The sequence below is a fragment of the Thermomonas carbonis genome (assembly GCF_014396975.1).
In the GTDB taxonomy this organism is placed as follows: domain Bacteria; phylum Pseudomonadota; class Gammaproteobacteria; order Xanthomonadales; family Xanthomonadaceae; genus Thermomonas; species Thermomonas carbonis.
The window spans coordinates 1,950,203-1,967,243 of record NZ_CP060719.1 but is presented as its reverse complement, the minus strand read 5'-3'; the positions used below and the strand labels follow the sequence as shown (position 1 = coordinate 1,967,243).

17 protein-coding genes are annotated in these 17,041 nt (G+C 66.5%); 9 read left to right on the top strand and 8 right to left on the bottom strand.

Annotation, left to right across the window (positions count from 1 at the left end):
- Positions 1-208: 208 nt before the first annotated feature.
- From H9L16_RS08950 to sufT, 3 genes are all read right to left on the bottom strand, one after another.
- A complete protein-coding gene (locus H9L16_RS08950) occupies positions 209-2,200 on the bottom strand; it encodes a M20/M25/M40 family metallo-hydrolase (RefSeq protein ID WP_187551390.1) in 1,992 nt (663 codons plus the stop codon).
- A gap of 123 nt (positions 2,201-2,323) precedes the next feature.
- Entirely contained in the window at positions 2,324-4,549 is a 2,226-nt protein-coding gene (locus H9L16_RS08945; protein ID WP_187551389.1) for a M4 family metallopeptidase, read from the bottom strand.
- Between the two features lie 454 nt (positions 4,550-5,003).
- Complete coding sequence (gene sufT, locus H9L16_RS08940; RefSeq protein ID WP_187551388.1) at positions 5,004-5,555, bottom strand: putative Fe-S cluster assembly protein SufT; 552 nt, start codon at positions 5,553-5,555, stop codon at positions 5,004-5,006.
- Positions 5,556-5,636: 81 nt separating this feature from the next.
- Between sufT and H9L16_RS08935 the strand changes: the two genes are divergently transcribed.
- Positions 5,637-6,080, top strand: a complete 444-nt coding sequence (locus H9L16_RS08935; RefSeq protein ID WP_187551387.1) for a hypothetical protein — start codon at positions 5,637-5,639, stop codon at positions 6,078-6,080.
- Here the strand turns inward: H9L16_RS08935 and H9L16_RS08930 are convergent.
- The gene (locus H9L16_RS08930; RefSeq protein WP_187551386.1) at positions 6,046-7,434 is read right to left on the bottom strand and encodes an NAD(P)(+) transhydrogenase (Re/Si-specific) subunit beta; all 1,389 of its coding nucleotides are present in this window, start codon (positions 7,432-7,434) and stop codon (positions 6,046-6,048) included. The two genes, H9L16_RS08935 and H9L16_RS08930, sit on opposite strands and share 35 nt — an antisense overlap.
- A complete protein-coding gene (locus H9L16_RS08925) occupies positions 7,431-7,730 on the bottom strand; it encodes an NAD(P) transhydrogenase subunit alpha part 2 (RefSeq protein ID WP_187551385.1) in 300 nt (99 codons plus the stop codon). The genes H9L16_RS08930 and H9L16_RS08925 overlap by 4 nt, the downstream gene beginning before the upstream one ends.
- Positions 7,731-7,886: 156 nt before the next feature.
- On the opposite strand from H9L16_RS08925, the gene H9L16_RS08920 reads away from it, so the two are divergent.
- From H9L16_RS08920 to H9L16_RS08910, 3 genes are read left to right on the top strand one after another with little or no spacing between them, the layout of a single operon-like run.
- Positions 7,887-8,486, top strand: a complete 600-nt coding sequence (locus H9L16_RS08920; RefSeq protein WP_187551384.1) for an RNA polymerase sigma factor — start codon at positions 7,887-7,889, stop codon at positions 8,484-8,486.
- A complete protein-coding gene (locus tag H9L16_RS08915; protein ID WP_187551383.1) occupies positions 8,483-8,863 on the top strand; it encodes a hypothetical protein in 381 nt (126 codons plus the stop codon). Before H9L16_RS08920 ends, H9L16_RS08915 begins: the two co-directional genes overlap by 4 nt.
- A gap of 3 nt (positions 8,864-8,866) precedes the next feature.
- Positions 8,867-9,301, top strand: a complete 435-nt coding sequence (locus tag H9L16_RS08910) for a DUF3106 domain-containing protein (protein ID WP_187551382.1) — start codon at positions 8,867-8,869, stop codon at positions 9,299-9,301.
- Here H9L16_RS08910 and H9L16_RS08905 read toward each other — a convergent pair whose 3' ends face one another.
- Entirely contained in the window at positions 9,302-10,396 is a 1,095-nt protein-coding gene (locus H9L16_RS08905) for an NAD(P) transhydrogenase subunit alpha (RefSeq protein ID WP_187551381.1), read from the bottom strand.
- A 77-nt stretch (positions 10,397-10,473) separates the two neighbouring features.
- Here H9L16_RS08905 and H9L16_RS08900 point away from each other — a divergent pair, with 77 nt between their 5' ends.
- The 3 genes from H9L16_RS08900 to H9L16_RS08890 all read left to right on the top strand — a co-directional run bounded on the left by H9L16_RS08900 (position 10,474) and on the right by H9L16_RS08890 (position 12,709).
- On the top strand, positions 10,474-11,064 hold the full coding sequence (locus tag H9L16_RS08900) for a nitroreductase family protein (RefSeq protein WP_187551380.1): 591 nt from the start codon (positions 10,474-10,476) through the stop codon (positions 11,062-11,064).
- A gap of 8 nt (positions 11,065-11,072) precedes the next feature.
- Positions 11,073-11,969 carry a 5'-3' exonuclease gene (locus H9L16_RS08895; RefSeq protein WP_187554123.1) on the top strand — a complete coding sequence of 299 codons (897 nt, stop codon included), beginning with the start codon at positions 11,073-11,075 and terminating at the stop codon, positions 11,967-11,969.
- 194 nt (positions 11,970-12,163) lie between these two features.
- A complete protein-coding gene (locus H9L16_RS08890) occupies positions 12,164-12,709 on the top strand; it encodes an NUDIX hydrolase (protein ID WP_187551379.1) in 546 nt (181 codons plus the stop codon).
- Here H9L16_RS08890 and pip read toward each other — a convergent pair.
- Both pip and prmC read right to left on the bottom strand, forming a co-directional pair.
- On the bottom strand, positions 12,706-13,650 hold the full coding sequence (gene pip / locus H9L16_RS08885) for a prolyl aminopeptidase (RefSeq protein WP_187551378.1): 945 nt from the start codon (positions 13,648-13,650) through the stop codon (positions 12,706-12,708). The two genes, H9L16_RS08890 and pip, sit on opposite strands and share 4 nt — an antisense overlap.
- Before the next feature lie 48 nt (positions 13,651-13,698).
- Positions 13,699-14,541 carry a peptide chain release factor N(5)-glutamine methyltransferase gene (gene prmC / locus H9L16_RS08880; RefSeq protein ID WP_187551377.1) on the bottom strand — a complete coding sequence of 281 codons (843 nt, stop codon included), beginning with the start codon at positions 14,539-14,541 and terminating at the stop codon, positions 13,699-13,701.
- Between the two features lie 152 nt (positions 14,542-14,693).
- On the opposite strand from prmC, the gene ahpC reads away from it, so the two are divergent.
- Together ahpC and ahpF are read left to right on the top strand one after the other, a co-directional pair.
- Positions 14,694-15,293, top strand: a complete 600-nt coding sequence (ahpC, locus tag H9L16_RS08875; protein ID WP_187551376.1) for an alkyl hydroperoxide reductase subunit C — start codon at positions 14,694-14,696, stop codon at positions 15,291-15,293.
- A gap of 154 nt (positions 15,294-15,447) precedes the next feature.
- The gene (gene ahpF, locus H9L16_RS08870; RefSeq protein WP_187554122.1) at positions 15,448-17,034 is read left to right on the top strand and encodes an alkyl hydroperoxide reductase subunit F; all 1,587 of its coding nucleotides are present in this window, start codon (positions 15,448-15,450) and stop codon (positions 17,032-17,034) included.
- Positions 17,035-17,041: the final 7 nt, after the last annotated feature.

Genomic DNA, 17,041 nt, shown 5'->3' with positions numbered 1-17,041 from the left:
CCGTCGTTTACCGCAGGTAAGTCGCATGCAGCAATTTGCAAGCGTGGCCGTCGCAGGAGCGCTTGCAGAACGGCGGCAGCGAATGCGTCATTCCCCAACTGACCGTGTGCAAGGCAGCCCCCACCCTCTGCAAACGATCCCAGGAAGCCCCCCGCTGAACCGGGGTTGTCGATGCATCGGATGGGTCGTGGTCCTTGCGGGCAGCGGATCACATCGTGATGCTCCAGCTGTTGATGTAGCCGGTATCGGTGCTGGCGCGATCCTTCACCCGCAGCTTCCAGGCACCGTTGATCGTTTCGCTGGACAGATTGACCGTGAAGCTCTTGACTATGTTGTCCGCGCTGCCGCCGGTGCGGTTCTGCAACGTGTACACGGTGTTGTCCGGGGCCAGCAGCTCGACGACCAGGTCGCCGCTGTAGGTGTGGACGATGTTCACCGCCACCTGGGTGTTGCTCGGCGCGTTGCCCGAACGACCCGACACGGTGATGGTGCTGGTGATGCCGGTGGCGTTGTTGTCCGGGATGTTGGCATCGGTGCCGTTGCTGTAAGTCTGGGTCGTGCCGCCACCGCCGCCGGCGGTATAGCTTCCGGTGAGGGTCGCGCCGGAGAAGGCGCTGTAAGCCTTGATCAACACCCGGTAGGTACCCGCCTGCGCGGTCGCGATATTGCAGGTGCCGGCATTGCCGCTGGCGTCCGCCTTGCAGTCGTAGCTGGTCGTCGTCGGCACGCTGCCGAACTTGACGTACATGTCGGCATCGCCGCTGCCGCCGTCGCTGACGAACTTGAGCGCGGTCGCACCCGTCGGCACCGCCAGCGTCCACACCTGGCTGCTGCCGTTCGCGCCGGAAATCGGCTTGGCCACGCCGTTGCTCAATGCGTCGCCGCTGCCACCGCCACCCGTGCCCTGGGTCTTGGCCAACTCGCCGAGGAAGGCCAGCGAGAACTGGACGAACTTGACGCTGGGCTGGGCCGTGTTGCCCATGCTCGCCAAGGTATCGGCGGTGGTGTGGATGTTCGGGTTGGAACCGCCGCTGGCGGTGCCGGCCTCGAACATCATCGCCGCCGGATAGCCGGCACTGGTCCACGAGGCATGGTCGGAGCAGCCGTATCCGCAGGTGTAGGTGCCGCGGGTGTAACCGAGCGGCACCAGATAGGCATCGAACAACTGGTTGAAGAAGGTCTTCAGGTCCGCGTTGGAATAGTCGGTGATGAGGCGCATGGCCGTCGCCGATCCCGACTGGTAGTTGGTCATGTCCATCTGCAACACGCCGACCACATTGGTGCCCGCGTTCTTGAACGATGTCGCGATCGCGTTGGAGCCGCGCAGGCCCACTTCCTCTGCCGCATAACCCATGAACTTGACCGTGCGCTTGGGCTTCCAGCCATTGGCCAGCGCGATCCGCAGGGTTTCGGTCAGGGTCGCGATGCCGGATGCATCATCGTCCGCGCCCGGTGCCACTGCAGTGTTGCTGCCGCTGCCGCTGATCGAATCCAGGTGCGCGCCCAGCACCACGACTTCGTTCGGCAGGTCGCTACCCTGGATGGTCAGGATCACCGAGGGCTGGGTGGAACACGTGCCGCAGGCGAACAGTTCGGTGCTGACATCGCTCCGACCGTTCGCGAGCGCCTGCCAGGTGCCGCGGATCCACTCCGCCGAGGTCTTGCCGGTCGGGCTGCTGTAGTAGCGGTTCTGGTAGCCCTGCAACTGGGTGATCGTCTGCTGGATGTTCGCCGCCGCGACTTGCGGCAGCCAGGGACTCACGGTGGCCTGGTTGTCGAGGGTGTAGCTCGCCGCCAGCGAGCGACCGACCGCTGAAGCTGCCCGGTCTGCACGCAGGAAGGCTTCCGCGGCAGCGCGCGTGGCGAAGGCGAAATAGCCGCCGCAGCGCTTTTCCATCGCATGGATATCTTCGCTGAGCGCGCTCAACTGTCCGGCACGGATTTCGGCGAGCACCAGCGGCTGGCCAAGGCTGTCCGAGCGGGCAACGCCGTTGCGGACCATGTTGCGCACGCGCTGATAGGTGCTGTTCGAGGTGACGATGTAGACCTTCGCATCGGGATCGTCCTCGAGGTGCATCGATGCCAGCTCGGCGCGGGAATGCGCACGCGCATACGTGCCATCGCCATCTCCCGCCATCGCCGTTCCGGCGACTAGGGAGGACGCCAGCAGCAAGCCTTGCAGCAGTCTTTTCCGGATCATGGAGACACTCCTGTCCTGTCCGGCGCGCAGGCGCGCCAGGGTTTCGATGGGTGGAAAAAAACAACCCCGGCGAACCGGGGTTGTCGATGCATCGGATGGAACGTGGTCCTTGCGGACCGCGGATCACATCGTGATGGACCAGCTGTTGATGTAGCCGGTATCGGAGCCGGCGCGATCCTTCACGCGCAGCTTCCAGGCGCCGTTGATCGTCTCGCTGGACAGGTTGGTGGTGAAGGTCTTCACGACGTTGTCCGCGCTGCCACCGGTGCGGTTCTGCAGCGTGTACACCGTGTTGTCCGGCGCCAGCAGCTCGACGATCAGGTCACCGCTGTAGGTGTGGACGATGTTCACCGCCACCTGCGTGTTGCTGGGGGCATTGCCCGAACGGCCCGAGACGTTGATGGTGCTGGTGATGCCGGTGTTGTTGTTGTCCGGGATGCTGTAGTCGGTGCCGTTGGTATACGTCTGCGGGCTGCCGCCACCGCCGCCGGTCGTGTAGTTGCCGATCAGGCTCACGCCGGAGAATGCGGAGTAGGCCTTCAGACGGATGTAGTACGTCCCGCCGGTCGAGCTCGCGAACGTGCAGGCCTCGGCATTGCCGGACTTGTAGGGACGGCAGTCGTAGGACGAGTCGGTCGGCGCACTGCCGAGCTTCACGTACATGTCGGCATCGCCGGTCCCGCCGGACATGGTGAACGTCACGTTGGTGGCACCGGCAGGCACGACCATGGTGTAGTTCACCGCGTTGCCCGCGGTCTGGTTGATGCCGGTCACGGCCACGCCCTTGGTCAGTGCGCCGCCGGTGCTGCCACCGCCGCCACCGCCGCCCGAGCAGCTGACGCCGACGGAGGTGAACGCCGCGGTGACATCGGCTACGGTGAAACCGAGGTCGGTGGCCGCCGTCTGCACGCCACAGGCGCCCTGGTTGAAGGTGCTGCTCGCGGTCCAGTAGTCGCGGTTGGCGCGGGCGAACACCTGGAACGCCTTGACCGTGCCCCAGCCCGGCTTGATCGCCAGCAGGTAGAACGCCTTGTTGTAGACGCCCGAGCTGTAATGCACGTCCATGCCGCTGGTGAAGTCGGAAGCGTGGTCGATGGACGAACCGTCCTGCGGCGGGTTGTTCATGTAGCGCAGGGCGCCCGCGGCCTTGAAGATGTCAGCACCGACCAGCCAGTCATTGCTGCCGCGCATGTAGAAATCGGCGGCTTCGCCGGCCATGTCGGAGAACGCTTCGTTCATGCCGCCGGACTGGCCGGAGTAGGTCAGGTTGGACTGCTGCTCGGTAAAACCGTGCGAGACCTCGTGGCTGGAGACATCCAGGCTGACCAGCGGGTGGAAGGTGCTGGCGCCGTCGCCGAAGGTCATCGCGGCGCCGTCCCAGAACGCGTTCTCGTAGCTGGTGCGGTAGTGCACCTTCATGGTCAGCTGGAAGGTCAGCGGTGCCTGCCCGATGTAGGCCTGGTACATGTTGTAGATCACGTTGCCGAAGTAGTGGGCATCGTTCAGCGGCGAATACGCGCCGTTGATGGCCTTCACCGTGTTGCGCGGGCAGGTGTACGAGAACGCCGTATTGCTGGTGTTGCTGGTCGAATTGTTGAGGTTGACCGTCTTCACGTTGGCGCTGTTCATGGTGCAGGTGCTGCCGCTCTGCGCCACATCCAGCTTGCCGAAGTCGGTGCCGTACTCGTACTGGCCGGTCTTGGTGTTGCCGCCGGGGCCGGTGCCGACCAGGGCATGCTGCAGGTTGTCCCACTGCTTGAGCACGCGGCCGTTGTTGGCATCGACGATGACCACCGGGCGCATCGGCGCGCCGGCACCGTCGGCGAAGAACGAGACCTTGTAGGCCAGGTGGCCGCGGCCGGCGTCATCGATGAAGACCACCAGATCGTTGGTCTCGCGCTGGGTCAGCATGCCGGAGATGCTGTTGCCCAGGCCGGCACGCTTGCCGGCGACCAGCGCGGCAGCTCTCCCCAGGCGGGGGGTGGTCGAGGCGATGTCCTGGTCCAGGCCCGAGATCAGGTTGCCGAACATGGTGCGGACGTTGCCCGCGCCGTCTTCGCTCACGACCACGTCCTGGCCGAAGATCGGGATGCCGCGCCACGCCTGGTCGTAACGGTAATTGCGGACGCCACGGTCCGTGCGCTGCTTGCGCATCAACAGCGTGGTGCCGGCATCGGCGGCCATGAACTGGGCATGCCGGCGATGCGCCATGTCGGCCACGCCCTGGGTGGCGATGCGGGACTGGTACTGCTGCTTGAGCTGGGCGACGTCACGCTTGTGCAGGTCGACCTTGCCCGCCGCTTGGGCGCCGGTCGCGACGAGAGAGAGCGCGATGGCGGTGGCGAGCATGTTGATTCGGCTGGAACGATTCACTGGCACTACCCCTAGTGGTGATGTTTTTGGATCGCCGCGCAGCGCGACGGATGGGATGACAACTCCTGCTCTCCGCGCTGCCCCCTGCAGGGGTCTAATGAATCGCGGATCGCCCCGGCAAGCTGAACCGTTCCCGAAGCGATCCGGACAGTTGCGGCGGAGACTATCGACCGTCAAGCGAGGTCGGGAATATGCATATAACGATCGGCAATATGCGATCTTGCATACGTAGTCAATGGCGTTCCAGAGCCATTTCGTGGATTGCTACATCGCAGCATCCACATCCCTGAACGGCCGTTTTACGCATTGCGTGCTGCGTGGCAGCACGGAAATGCGCTGACTTGCAGGGGCAAAAAGTGACGCAACAGGCCTGTGTCGATGGTCACGGACGCAGTGACACCGGTCACCTTAAGTGTGGCGATGACGAGCCTCAGAGCATCCCGGTTTCGAGCTTGGCCAGCTCGGACATCATCGAACGCCCCCATGGCGGGTCGAACACCAGCTCGACGTCGGCCTCGGCGACGGTCGGGATCATTTCAAGCTTGCTGCGCACGTCATCAATGAGCACCTCACCCATGCCGCAGCCGGGTGCGGTCAGGGTCATGCGCACCTCGACCATGCGCCCGCCCTCGTCCCGTGGACGCACTTCGGCCGAATAGACCAGGCCGAGCTCGACGATGTTGACCGGAATCTCCGGGTCGAAGCAGGTCCGCAATTGCGACCAAACCAGCGCTTCCACGTCCTCGTCGCTGGCACCTTCCGGAAGCGCGATCGGCGCCGGTGGCTCCTTGCCGATGGCATCGCCGTCCTTGCCGGCAATGCGCATCAGGTTGCCTTCCACGAACACCGTCCAGCTACCGCCCAGCGACTGGGTGATGTAACCCACGGTGCCGGCCGGAAGGGTGACTTCGTCGCCTGCCGGTACCAGGACGGCGGCGCAATCGCGCTCGAAACGGACGGGTTCGCTGCTGCGGGAATACATGGGCAAGACTGGACGGTGGAATCCGTACCATTCTAGTCCCTTTGCCCGCTGGGTATGATGCGCGACCTCCGCGGACCGCCCATGACCATCGACGCCACCCCCACACCACGCTGGTTCGCCCTGCCCTTGCTGGCGCTGGGCATGCTGGGATTCGTCTCCGCGTGGGTATTGGCGGCGCTGTTTTTCGAGCGCCAATGCGCCTGGCTGGCAGTCCTGGCTGCGATGGACATGGTATTGCTGCTGGGGATCGCCCGCTGGCCGGCCGGTGCCAGTCGCGCAGGCTGGGCGTTCGCGGCCACCGCCGCGGCCGTTGTCCTGGCGAATTTCGGGATCGCAGCAGGCGAACTGGGCAAGAGCTTCGGCCTGCGCCCGTGGGAATCCGCGCTGATGCTCGGCGCGGACCATGCCTGGACGCTGTTGAAGATGGCGAACTCGCCGCTGGATCTGGCCTTTTACATCGCTGGTTTGCTGGTCGCGCTGGCGGCGGGGTTCAGTGCCCGCCGTCGAGGGCCTTCAGCTCGCTGACCAGCGCGCTGGCCACGCCCGCGCCATCGCCGTAGAGCATCCGCGTGTTGTCGGCATAGAAGAGGGCGTTCTCGATGCCGGCGAACCCGGTGCCCTTGCCGCGCTTGATGACGATGGTGTTCTTCGAGTTCACCACGTCGAGGATCGGCATCCCGTAGATCGGCGATGCCGGATCGGTCTTGGCGACCGGATTGACCACGTCGTTGGCACCGATCACCAGCGAGACGTCGGTATTGGCGAATTCCGGGTTGATATCGTCCATGTCGGCGATCAGGTCGTAAGGGACACCGGCTTCGGCCAGCAACACGTTCATATGCCCCGGCATGCGCCCGGCGACCGGGTGGATCGCGAACTTGACCTTGACCCCGCGCTCCATCAGGCGCTGGCTCAGTTCCCAGATCTTGTGCTGCGCCTGCGCCACCGCCATGCCGTAGCCCGGCACGATCACCACACGCTCGGCATAGGCCATCATCGCGGCCACGTCGGCGGCCTCGATCGGCTTCATCGAGCCGCCGATCTCCTGCATTTCCCCGCTGCTGCCGCCGAAGTCGGAGAACAGCACATTGCTGATCTTGCGGTTCATCGCCTTGGCCATCAGCCGGGTCAGCAGCATGCCGGCCGCGCCGACCATGGTGCCGGCGATGATCAGCGCTTCGTTGCCCAGCACGTAGCCCTCGAACGCCACCGCCAGGCCGGTGAATGCGTTGTAGAGCGAAATCACCACCGGCATGTCGGCGCCGCCGATCGGCAACGTCATCAGCACGCCAAGGGCGAGCGCCAGCACGAAGAACGCGACGATCCACGGCATCGCCAGGGTCTGCAGGGCCATCGCCCCGCACACCACCGCCGCCAGCGCAACCGCCGCGTTGAACCACTGTTGGCCGGGGAAGGTGTAGCGCTTGTCCATCCGCCCGTCGAGCTTGGCCCAGGCGATCACCGAACCGGTCAGCGACACCGCACCGATCAGCGACCCCAGCACCGCCAGCACGCCCGGCACCATCCCCGGCGACTGCCCGGCCGCCGACCAGCGCACCAGTTCGACCGCGCCGATCCCCGCCGCGGAACCGCCGCCCATGCCGTTGAACAAGGCGACCATCTGCGGCATGTCGGTGATCGCCACCTTCTTGCCCCAGGCCCAGTTGAGCGCCACACCGATGACGATCGCCGCGATCATCAGGCCGATGTTGTGCAGCCCCGGCAGGAAGAAGGTGGCAAGAGTCGCGATCAGCATGCCCACGCCGGCCCACTGGATGCCGCTACGCGCGGTCTTCGGGCTGGCCATGCGCTGCAGGCCGAGCAGGAACAACGTCGCCGCGACGAAATAACTCAGCTTCACCAGCACCAGCAGGCTCATGCCTTCGGCTCCGTCTTCTGCGACGGCTTGAACATTTCCAGCATGCGTTCGGTGACCACGTAGCCGCCGGCGGCATTGCCCGCGCCCAGCAGCACCGCGAGGAAGCCCAGCGCCTTCTCGAGCGGCGTATCGGCGTGTCCCAGCACCACCATCGCACCGATCAGCACGATCCCGTGGATGAAGTTGGAGCCGGACATCAGCGGCGTATGCAGGATCACCGGCACCCGCGAGATGATCACGTCGCCGGCGATCGCCGCCAGCATGAAGATGTACAGCGCCACGAATCCGTCGCCCACGAAGCCTCTCCCCGATCGCCTGCCCGCATCATAACCACGGCCCGCGCGCTTGTGCCCGCTGTCAACCGACGCGCCACATGGGCGTTTTGCATGTCGTGACGCCCGCCGATCCTTCCTGTGCCATGCCCGGCACGCGATGCCCCGAGAGTGCCCGACATGCTGTTCGTCGCCGCTAAGCTAGGCCAGGTGGAAGACGCCCTCAACAACGAACCGGAGCCGACGGATGTTGTCGCCCCCGCCGCCCTGCCTACTTCGCTGGAGCAATTCCTGGCGGGGATCGACGGGCGTGCGTTCCGCTTCGCCGAACTGGGCCTGCGCCATCGCGAGGACGCGCTGGACGCGGTGCAGGACTCGATGATGAAGATGCTCGGCTACCGCGACCGGCCGGCATCGGAATGGAGCCCGTTGTTCTGGAGCATCCTGCGCAACCGCATCGTCGACATCCAGCGGCGCGGCCTGTTCCGCTTGCGCTGGCTCATCCCCGGCAGCACCGACAAGGACGGCGAACCGATCGACTGGGCGGATGACGGGCCCGATCCCTCGCGCAGCCACGACAGCCGCGAGGCGTGGTCGCGGATCAGCGAGGCCCTGCGCACGCTGCCGACCCGCCAGCGCGAGGCCTTCACCCTGCGCGTGCTGGAAGAACTGGACGTGGCCGATACCGCCCGCGTCATGGGCTGCAGCGAAGGCTCGGTCAAGACGCATCTTTCGCGCGCCCGCGAGGCGCTGCAGCGGCAACTGGAGGAATTCCGATGAACACCCATCCCGATGAAATGCGCCCCGGCGACGACGCCCGTTTCGACGAGGCGCTGCGCGACCAGCATGCGACCGCGGTCGAACGCATTTCCCCACGGGTGCGCGCGCAACTCGTCCAGCGACGCAATGCCGTCCTGCGCGGCGAGCGCACTGCCCCGGCACGCGGCGGCCTGCGCTACGCCGCGGCCGGTTTCGCCGCCCTCTGCGCGCTGGCCATCGGCCTGCAGTTCGGACTCACGCCGGCACCGGTCAGTCCCACCGCCAGCGGCTTGGCATCCACCCAGGCGTCGACCACCGACACCACCATGCTCGACGAAGACCCCGAGTTCTACGCGTGGCTGGCATCCGCTGATGCCCAGCAGATCGCGATGGAGTAACCGATGAACCGCACGATCCGCCTCACCGTCCTTGCCTTGTCCCTTTGGCCTGCCTTCGCCTTCGGGCAGTCCGCCACCGTGGCCATGCAGTATCCCGAATGGGATCAGCTCACCCCGACCCAACGGGACGCCCTGATTGCGCCCTTGCGCGAGCGCTGGAACCGCAATCCCGACGAACGCGCACGCATGGCCGAACGCGCGCAGCGCTGGACGTCGATGCCGCGCGAGCAGCGCGACCGCGCCGGCCACGGCATGCAGCGCTGGGAACACATGTCGCCCGAGCAACGCAGCGAAGCGCGTGCGCTGTTCCATGCCATGCGCGGCATGGACAAGGAGCAGCGCAAGGCGTTCATGGCGCAGTGGCGGCAGAAGACGCCGCAACAGAAGACCGATTGGCTGAAAGCGCATCCGGCCCCGGAGCGGCGCCAGCGCGAATGATCAGACAGCGCTCGGTGCGCGCTCCGGCCACACCGTCTTCGCCAGCAACTCGTCGTCCCAGTCGAACGCCAGTGCGCCGTCCTTCAACAGCAGGCTGACGAAGTTGTAGACGTTGCGGGCGTACATCTCGCTGGCGTGCTGCGCGCCCATCGAGGCCAGGTTGAGCGGACCGGCGATGGTCACGCCCTTGCTGTCGATGGTCTCGCCCGGCTGGGTGAGTTCGCAGTTGCCGCCGGTTTCCGCGGCGAGGTCCACGACGACGCTGCCCGGCTTCATCCCGGCCACCATCGCCGCGCTGATGATCTTCGGCGCCGGGCGCCCCGGCACCGCCGCGGTGCAGACGACCACGTCGATACCCTTCAGGTGATCGGCCAGGCGCTGCTGCTGCAGTGCGCGTTCCTCGTCGGTGAGCGCGCGTGCGTAACCGCCCTCGCCCGCTGCGGATACGCCGAGGTCGAGGAACTTGCCGCCCAGCGATTCGATCTGCTCGCGGGTCTCCGGGCGCACATCGAAACCTTCCACCGACGCACCGAGGCGCTTGGCGGTGGCGATCGCCTGCAACCCGGCCACGCCCGCGCCGACGATCAGCACCTTCGACGGACGGATCGTGCCGGCGGCGGTGGTGAGCATCGGGAAGAAGCGCGGTGCCAGTTGCGCGGCGATCAATACCGACTTGTAACCGGCCATGCCCGCCTGCGAACTGAGCACGTCCATCGCCTGCGCACGGGTGGTGCGCGGCAGCTTTTCCAGCGGGAAGGCGACGATGCCGCGAGAGGTGATCGCCTCGGCTCGCGCGGGGTCGGCCTGCGGCTGCAGGCTGCCGACCAGTACCGCGCCAGATTTCAACGAAGCGATCGCGGCGACCGACGGCGGCTGCACGCAGAGGACGATGTCGGCGCCTTCGCGCGGGTGTGCAGTGACATGCGCGCCGGCATCGACATAGGCCTGGTCGGGGAAATACGCGCCATCGCCGATACCCGATTCGATCCGCACCGTCGCGCCCGCGGCCACGAGCTTCTTGCAGGTTTCCGGGGTCAATGCGACCCGCCGTTCGCCCGCTGCGCTCTCGCGTGCCACGCCAATGTTCACCGCCATCGCCCGCTCCCATGCTGCACTGGCTGCATCCTACCGAATGCCGGGTGGATACAGTCACGCACCGTTACCATGACGACATGACCAAGCCCCCGACCACGCTCAGCCTCGCCGCGCTCGACAGCCGGTTGTCGGTGCCGACCCGGCAACTGGCCGCGCCCGGCCCCGACGACAACCAGCTGCAGTGGATCCTGCGCAGCGCATCGCGCGTGCCCGACCACGGCAAGCGAGTGCCGTTTCGGTTCCTGCGCATCGCCAGCGACGCCCGCACGGCCCTGGCCGACGCCACCATCGCCCGCCTGCTGGAGCGCGAGTCCAACCCCGGCGACGGCGCGATCGAGAAGCTGCGCAACCGCTTCACCCTGCCGCCGCTGACCATCGCGGTCATCGCGAAACTGGGCGATGACGAGAAGATCCCGGTCTCCGAGCGGTTTTCGACCGCGTCCTGCGTCTGCCTGCTATTGCTGCAGGCCGCGCAGGCCGAAGGCTACGGCGCGCAATGGCTGACCGGCTGGCCCTGTTACGACCGCCCGTTGCTGGAGAACACGCTGGGCCTGCAGCCGGACGAACAGCTGGTCGGCACGATTGCGATTGGCACGCCGCAAGTCGACGTGCCGGACCGTGAACGGCCGGATCCCACGTCGCTGCTCACGGACTGGTCGCCGGCGTGAGCCAGCCGATGCCGGCGACGAATACGCTCCATCTGGTCGACGCCTCGATGTACGTGTTCCGCGCCTGGCACTCGATGCCGGACGAATTCCACGACGCCGACGGCTGGCCCACCAATGCGGTGCAGGGTTTTGCCCGATTCCTGCTGGAGCTGCTGGAACGCGAGCGGCCGACGCACATCGCGATCGCCTTCGACGAGTCGCTGGATTCCTGTTTCCGCAATGCGCTCTACCCGGCCTACAAGGCCAACCGCGATCCCGCGCCGCCGGAACTGCGCCGCCAGTTCGCCTGGTGCAAGGCGCTGTGCAAGGCAGTGGGCCTGGTGACCCTGGCGCATACCGATTACGAAGCCGACGACCTGATCGGCACCGCCGTGCATGTCGGTCGCAGCGACGGTTTCCGCAGCGTCATCGTGTCCGCCGACAAGGACCTGTCGCAGCTGCTGCAGGCAGACGATGAGCAATACGACTTCGCCAAGGGCGTGCGCTGGCGTGCCGACGGCGTCAAGGCACGGCACGGCGTGCACGCGCACCAGATCGCCGATTACCTCGCCTTGACCGGCGACGCGGTCGACAACATTCCCGGCATCAGCGGCATCGGCGCGAAATCCGCCGCGATCCTGCTTGCGCATTTCGAATCGCTGGACGCGCTGCTGGCGCGCATCGACGAAGTCCCGTTCCTGCGCCTGCGCGGCGCGGCGGGCATGGCCACGCGCCTGCGCGAGCAACGCGAGCACGCATTGTTGTGGCGGCAACTGACCACCATCGCGCTGGATGCGCCGTTGCCGGAAGGCGGCTTCGCGCGCGGTCGCGGCGATGCCGAGGAAATGGCGTCGCTGTCGGACTGGATGGGCTTCGGGCCGCTGACGCGCAAGCGGTTGGTGGACGCGGCGGGGCTCTCAGCGTGAAAAACGAAGGGGTTGGACACCGCCGCCGCTCCGCCGGAAAGGGTTCGAGCGCACCAAGGACGGTGCGCGCCCGCGCATCGGAGCCGGATGCGGAGCCTAAGCGGCGAACCCTTTCCGGCGGGGCGGTGGTGGTGCCCGGTGAGCCGAGGGCGGCACCGGTAATCACCGCCATTCGCCTGCGTTAGCATCAGAGCATGGGCCAGAACCTCAAACACACCCTCTACGAAGGCGACTGGCTGCGGCTGGTCCGCATCGGCCACTGGGAAGCCTGCGAGCGCACCCACGGCCAGGGCATGGCGGTGATCGTGATCGCGGTGACACCCGCCGATGAAGTCCTGTTCGTCGAGCAGTACCGCATCCCGCTGGGCGCGCGCACCATCGAGATGCCGGCCGGGCTGGTCGGCGACGACCACGCGCAGGACACCCTGGTCGATGCCGCGCGGCGTGAACTCATCGAGGAAACCGGCTGGTCGCCGGGTCGCGTCGACGTACTGCTGGTCGGCCCGACATCGTCCGGCATGAGCAACGAACGCATCGCCTTCGTGCGTGCGCGCGACCTGACCAAGGTCGGCGATGGCGGCGGCGTGGACAGCGAAGACATCACCGTGCACGCGGTGCCGCGCGAAGAAGCGCCGGCCTGGCTGATGCGCAAGCAGGCCGAAGGCTTCGAACTCGACCTCAAGCTGTGGGCCGGGTTGTGGATGATCGACCGCAACCCGGATGGCTCGCCGGCCGACTAACTCGCGAAACCATCCGTCGCCGCCACCAGCGCGTCGACGTTCTCCGCCTCGAAGCCGGAATGGCCGGATGCGGCGGAAATCACCAGTTCCGCCTTCGGCCAGGCCTTGTGCAGGTCCCAGGCGTTGGCGATCGGGCAGACCACATCGTAGCGGCCATGGACGATGACGCCGGGGATGTCCTGGATGCGACCCACGTCGCGCAGCAACTGGTCTTCGACCTCGAAGAAGCCGCCGTTGACGAAGTAATGGTTCTCGATGCGCGCGAACGCCAGCGCGAACCGCGGATCACCGTGGCTCGTCGCAAAGTCCGGATCAATGTGCAGATAGCTGGTCGCGCCTTCCCAGATGCTCCAGGCCTTGGCGGCGGCCAGACGGCTGGCTTCGTCCTCGCTAGTGAGGCGACGGTGGAACGCGGAGATCAGGTCGTGCCGCTCGACCGGCGGGATCGCCGCCAGATAGTGCTCCCACGCATCCGGGAAGATCCGGCTCGCGCCTTCCTGGTAGAACCATTCCAGTTCCCAGCGACGCAGCATGAAGATGCCGCGCAGGACCAGTTCGGTCACCCGCTGCGGATGGGTTTCGGCATAGGCCAGCGCCAGCGTGGAACCCCAACTGCCGCCGAACACCTGCCAGCGCTCGATGCCCAGCAGTTCGCGCAGCTTTTCGATGTCGGCAACGAGATCCCACGTGGTGTTGTCGGTGAGGTCCGCGTGCGGCGTCGAACGGCCCGCGCCACGTTGGTCGAACAGGACGATGCGGTACTTCGCCGGGTCGTGGAAGCGGCGCATCTTGTCGTTGCAGCCGGCACCGGGACCGCCGTGCAGCATCACCACCGGCTTGCCATTCGGGTTGCCGCACTGTTCCCAATACAGGGTGTGGCGGTCGTCGACCTGCAGGGTGCCGGTGTCGTAAGGGGCGATCTCGGGATACAGCGTGCGCATGGTGGGGGCGTCCGTGCGATGTCGGGCCCGCATTCTACCGCGCGGGGTTCAGCAGCCCGCCCGGCCCAGGCTCACGCGGTCTCGGCCTTCGAGATCCTGCGCGATTTCGACATCGACGAAGCCAGCCTCGGCCAATAGCGTGCGCACGGCCGCGCCATGGTCCCAGCCGTGTTCCAGCAGCAGCCAGCCGCCCGCGACGAGGTGCGAGGGCACATCGCGGACGATCCGGCGGAGCGCATCCAGCCCGTCCGCGCCGGACGACAACGCCGTTGGTGGCTCGAAGCGCAGATCGCCTTCGCCAAGATGCGGATCGCCTTCTGCGATATATGGCGGGTTGCTGGCGATGAGGTCGAAGGTCTCTCCAGCAAGCGGCGCGAACCAGTCGCCTTCGCGGAATTCGACATTGGCGATGTGGTTGCGCGCAGCATTGCCGCGCGCGACCTCCAGCGCTGCGGCACTGGCATCGGTGGCGATAACCGCTGCACGCGATCGTTCCTTCGCGATGGCGAGTGCAATCGCGCCGCTGCCGGTGCCGAGATCGGCAACGCGCGCTCCGGCATCCACCGGGATCCGCGCCAGCGCCAGTTCGACCAGTAGTTCGGTCTCGGCTCGCGGGATCAGCGTGGCCGGCGAAACGGCGAGATCCAGCGTCCAGAAACCCTGCATTCCGGTCAGGTAGGCAACCGGCTCGCCGGCCTGGCGGCGCGCGCACAAGCCCGCGAAACGCATGGCCACATCGGCCGGCACCGGTTGGTCCGCATGCGCGAATAGCCAGCTGCGCGGCTTTTGCAGGGCGTGGGCCAGCAGCCATTCGGCATCGACGCGATCAATGGTGGTGGCCGCCTGACGCAGCAGCGCAGCGAGGGTGATCGAGGCTGGATCCATCGCCACAGTGTCGCATCGCCAACTTTCAAGACGGGTTGGACGCGTGCCGATAGGGATTGACTATCGAAACGATATAATCAATTTCATTGATCGATAACCCTGTATTCGATAGATTTGTCGCGTTGCAGCACACCACCCCAACCCCCAACGAGGTTCCCATGTCCCTGCTCGATTCCAGCGTCACCCTGCATCCGCGTCCGCTGATCAACTCCAAGGTGCCGGCGTTCAAGGCCAATGCCTACAAGAACGGCGCGTTCATCACCGTCAGCGACGAAGACCTGAAGGGCAAGTGGTCCGTGCTGATCTTCATGCCGGCCGCCTTCACCTTCAATTGCCCGACCGAGATCGAAGACGCCGCCGAGCATTACGCCGAGTTCCAGGCGCTGGGCGCCGAGGTCTACATCGTCACCACCGACACCCATTTCAGCCACAAGGTCTGGCACGAGACTTCGCCGGCGGTCGGCAAGGCCCAGTTCCCGCTGGTCGCCGACCCGACCCACCAGCTGACCCGCGCCTTCCGCGTGCACATCGAAGAAGACGGCCTGGCCCTGCGCGGCACCTTCATCGTCAACCCGGACGGCGTGATCAAGACCGCCGAGATCCACGACAACGCGATCGCCCGCGACGTCACCGAGACCGTGCGCAAGCTGAAGGCCGCCAAGTACGTGGCCGAGCACCCCAACGAGGTCTGCCCGGCCAAGTGGAACGACGGTGCCAAGACCATCAAGCCGTCGCTGGATCTGGTCGGCAAGATCTGACCCCCCACTGCGCGCGGTCCTGTCGCCGCGCGCAGTCCGTCCCTCTCCCGTCACGGGAGAGGGCTCCGGCCAGCCCCTCGCGGGCGGTTGGCCGCAGCCCTTTCCGTATCACCGCCGCGTGCAACGCGCGGCCGAATCGCACGAGGATTTCGCCATGCTCGACGCCGACCTCAAGACCCAACTCGCCGCCTACCTCGAGAAGCTGCAGCAGCCGATCGAGCTGGTCGCCTCGCTTGACGATTCCGACGCCGCGCGCGAGCTCGACACGTTGCTTGGCGAGATCGCTGCGCTGTCGCCGAAGATTTCCCGCGCCACGGGCGACGATGCGCGAAAGCCGTCGTTCCTGATCCGTCGCATCGGCACCACGATCGAAGTCGGCTTCGCCGCGATCCCGCTGGGCCACGAGTTCACCTCGCTGGTGCTGGCCCTGCTGCAGGTCGGCGGGCATCCGGTGCGCATCGACGACGCGCTCGCTGCGCAGGTGCGGGCATTACCCGGCGAGTACAGCTTCCAGACCTACATGTCGCTGCATTGCCAGAGCTGCCCGGACACGATCCAGGCGCTGAATGCGATGAGCGTGCTGAATCCGCGTATCCGCCACGTTGCCATCGACGGCGGGCTGTTCCAGGCCGAAGTCGAAGCGCGCGAAATCCTGTCGGTGCCGACGATCTACCTCAACGACCAGCCGTTCGATGCCGGCCGCATGAGCATCGAACAGGTGCTCGCCAAGCTCGATACCGGCGCCGCCGCGCGCACGGCCGAAGCATTGAAGGACACCGCGCCGTATGAGGTGCTGGTCGTCGGTGGCGGCCCCGCCGGTGCCGCGGCGGCGATCTACGCCGCGCGCAAGGGCATCCGCACCGGCATCCTCACCGAGCGCTTCGGTGGGCAGGTGCTGGACACCATGGCGATCGAGAATTTCCCGTCGGTCGAATACACCGAAGGCCCGAAACTGGCCGCTTCGCTGGAAGCGCATGTGCGCAGCTACGGTGTCGAGCTGGTGACCTCGCAACGCGCGAAGGCGCTGCATCCGGCGACCGAAGATGGCGGCTTCGTCGGGATCGAACTCGAAAGCGGCGCGACCCTGCGTGCCCGCACCGTGGTGCTCGCCCCCGGCGCACGCTGGCGCCAGACCGGCGTGCCCGGCGAAGCCGAATACCGCAACAGGGGCGTCACCTATTGCCCGCATTGCGACGGCCCGCTGTTCAAGGGCAAGCGCGTGGCGGTGATCGGCGGTGGCAACTCCGGCGTGGAAGCGGCGATCGACCTGGCCGGCTTGGTCGAGCACGTCACCCTGCTTGAATTCGACGGCAAGCTGCGCGCCGACGACGTGCTGCAGCGCAAGCTCTACAGCCTGCCGAACGCGAGCGTGCACGTGAACGCGCAGACCACCGCCTTCACCGGCGACGGCAGCAAGCTGCAGGCACTGGAGTACACCGACCGCGGCACCGGCGTTGCGCACCGGATCGACGTGGCCGGCGTGTTCGTGCAGATCGGCCTGCTGCCCAACAGCGAGTGGCTGAAGGACACCGTGCTGCTGACCCCGCGTGGCGAGATCGTGATCGACGACCGCGGCCACACCAACCTGGCGGGCGTGTTCGCCGCCGGCGATGCCACCACCGAGCCGTTCAAGCAGATCGTGGTTGCGATGGGTGCGGGTTCCACCGCGGCGCTGTCCGCGTTCGATCACCTGATCCGCCACTCCGCGCCACTGGCCGATTCCGAAGCCGCTGCGGCATGATCGACGG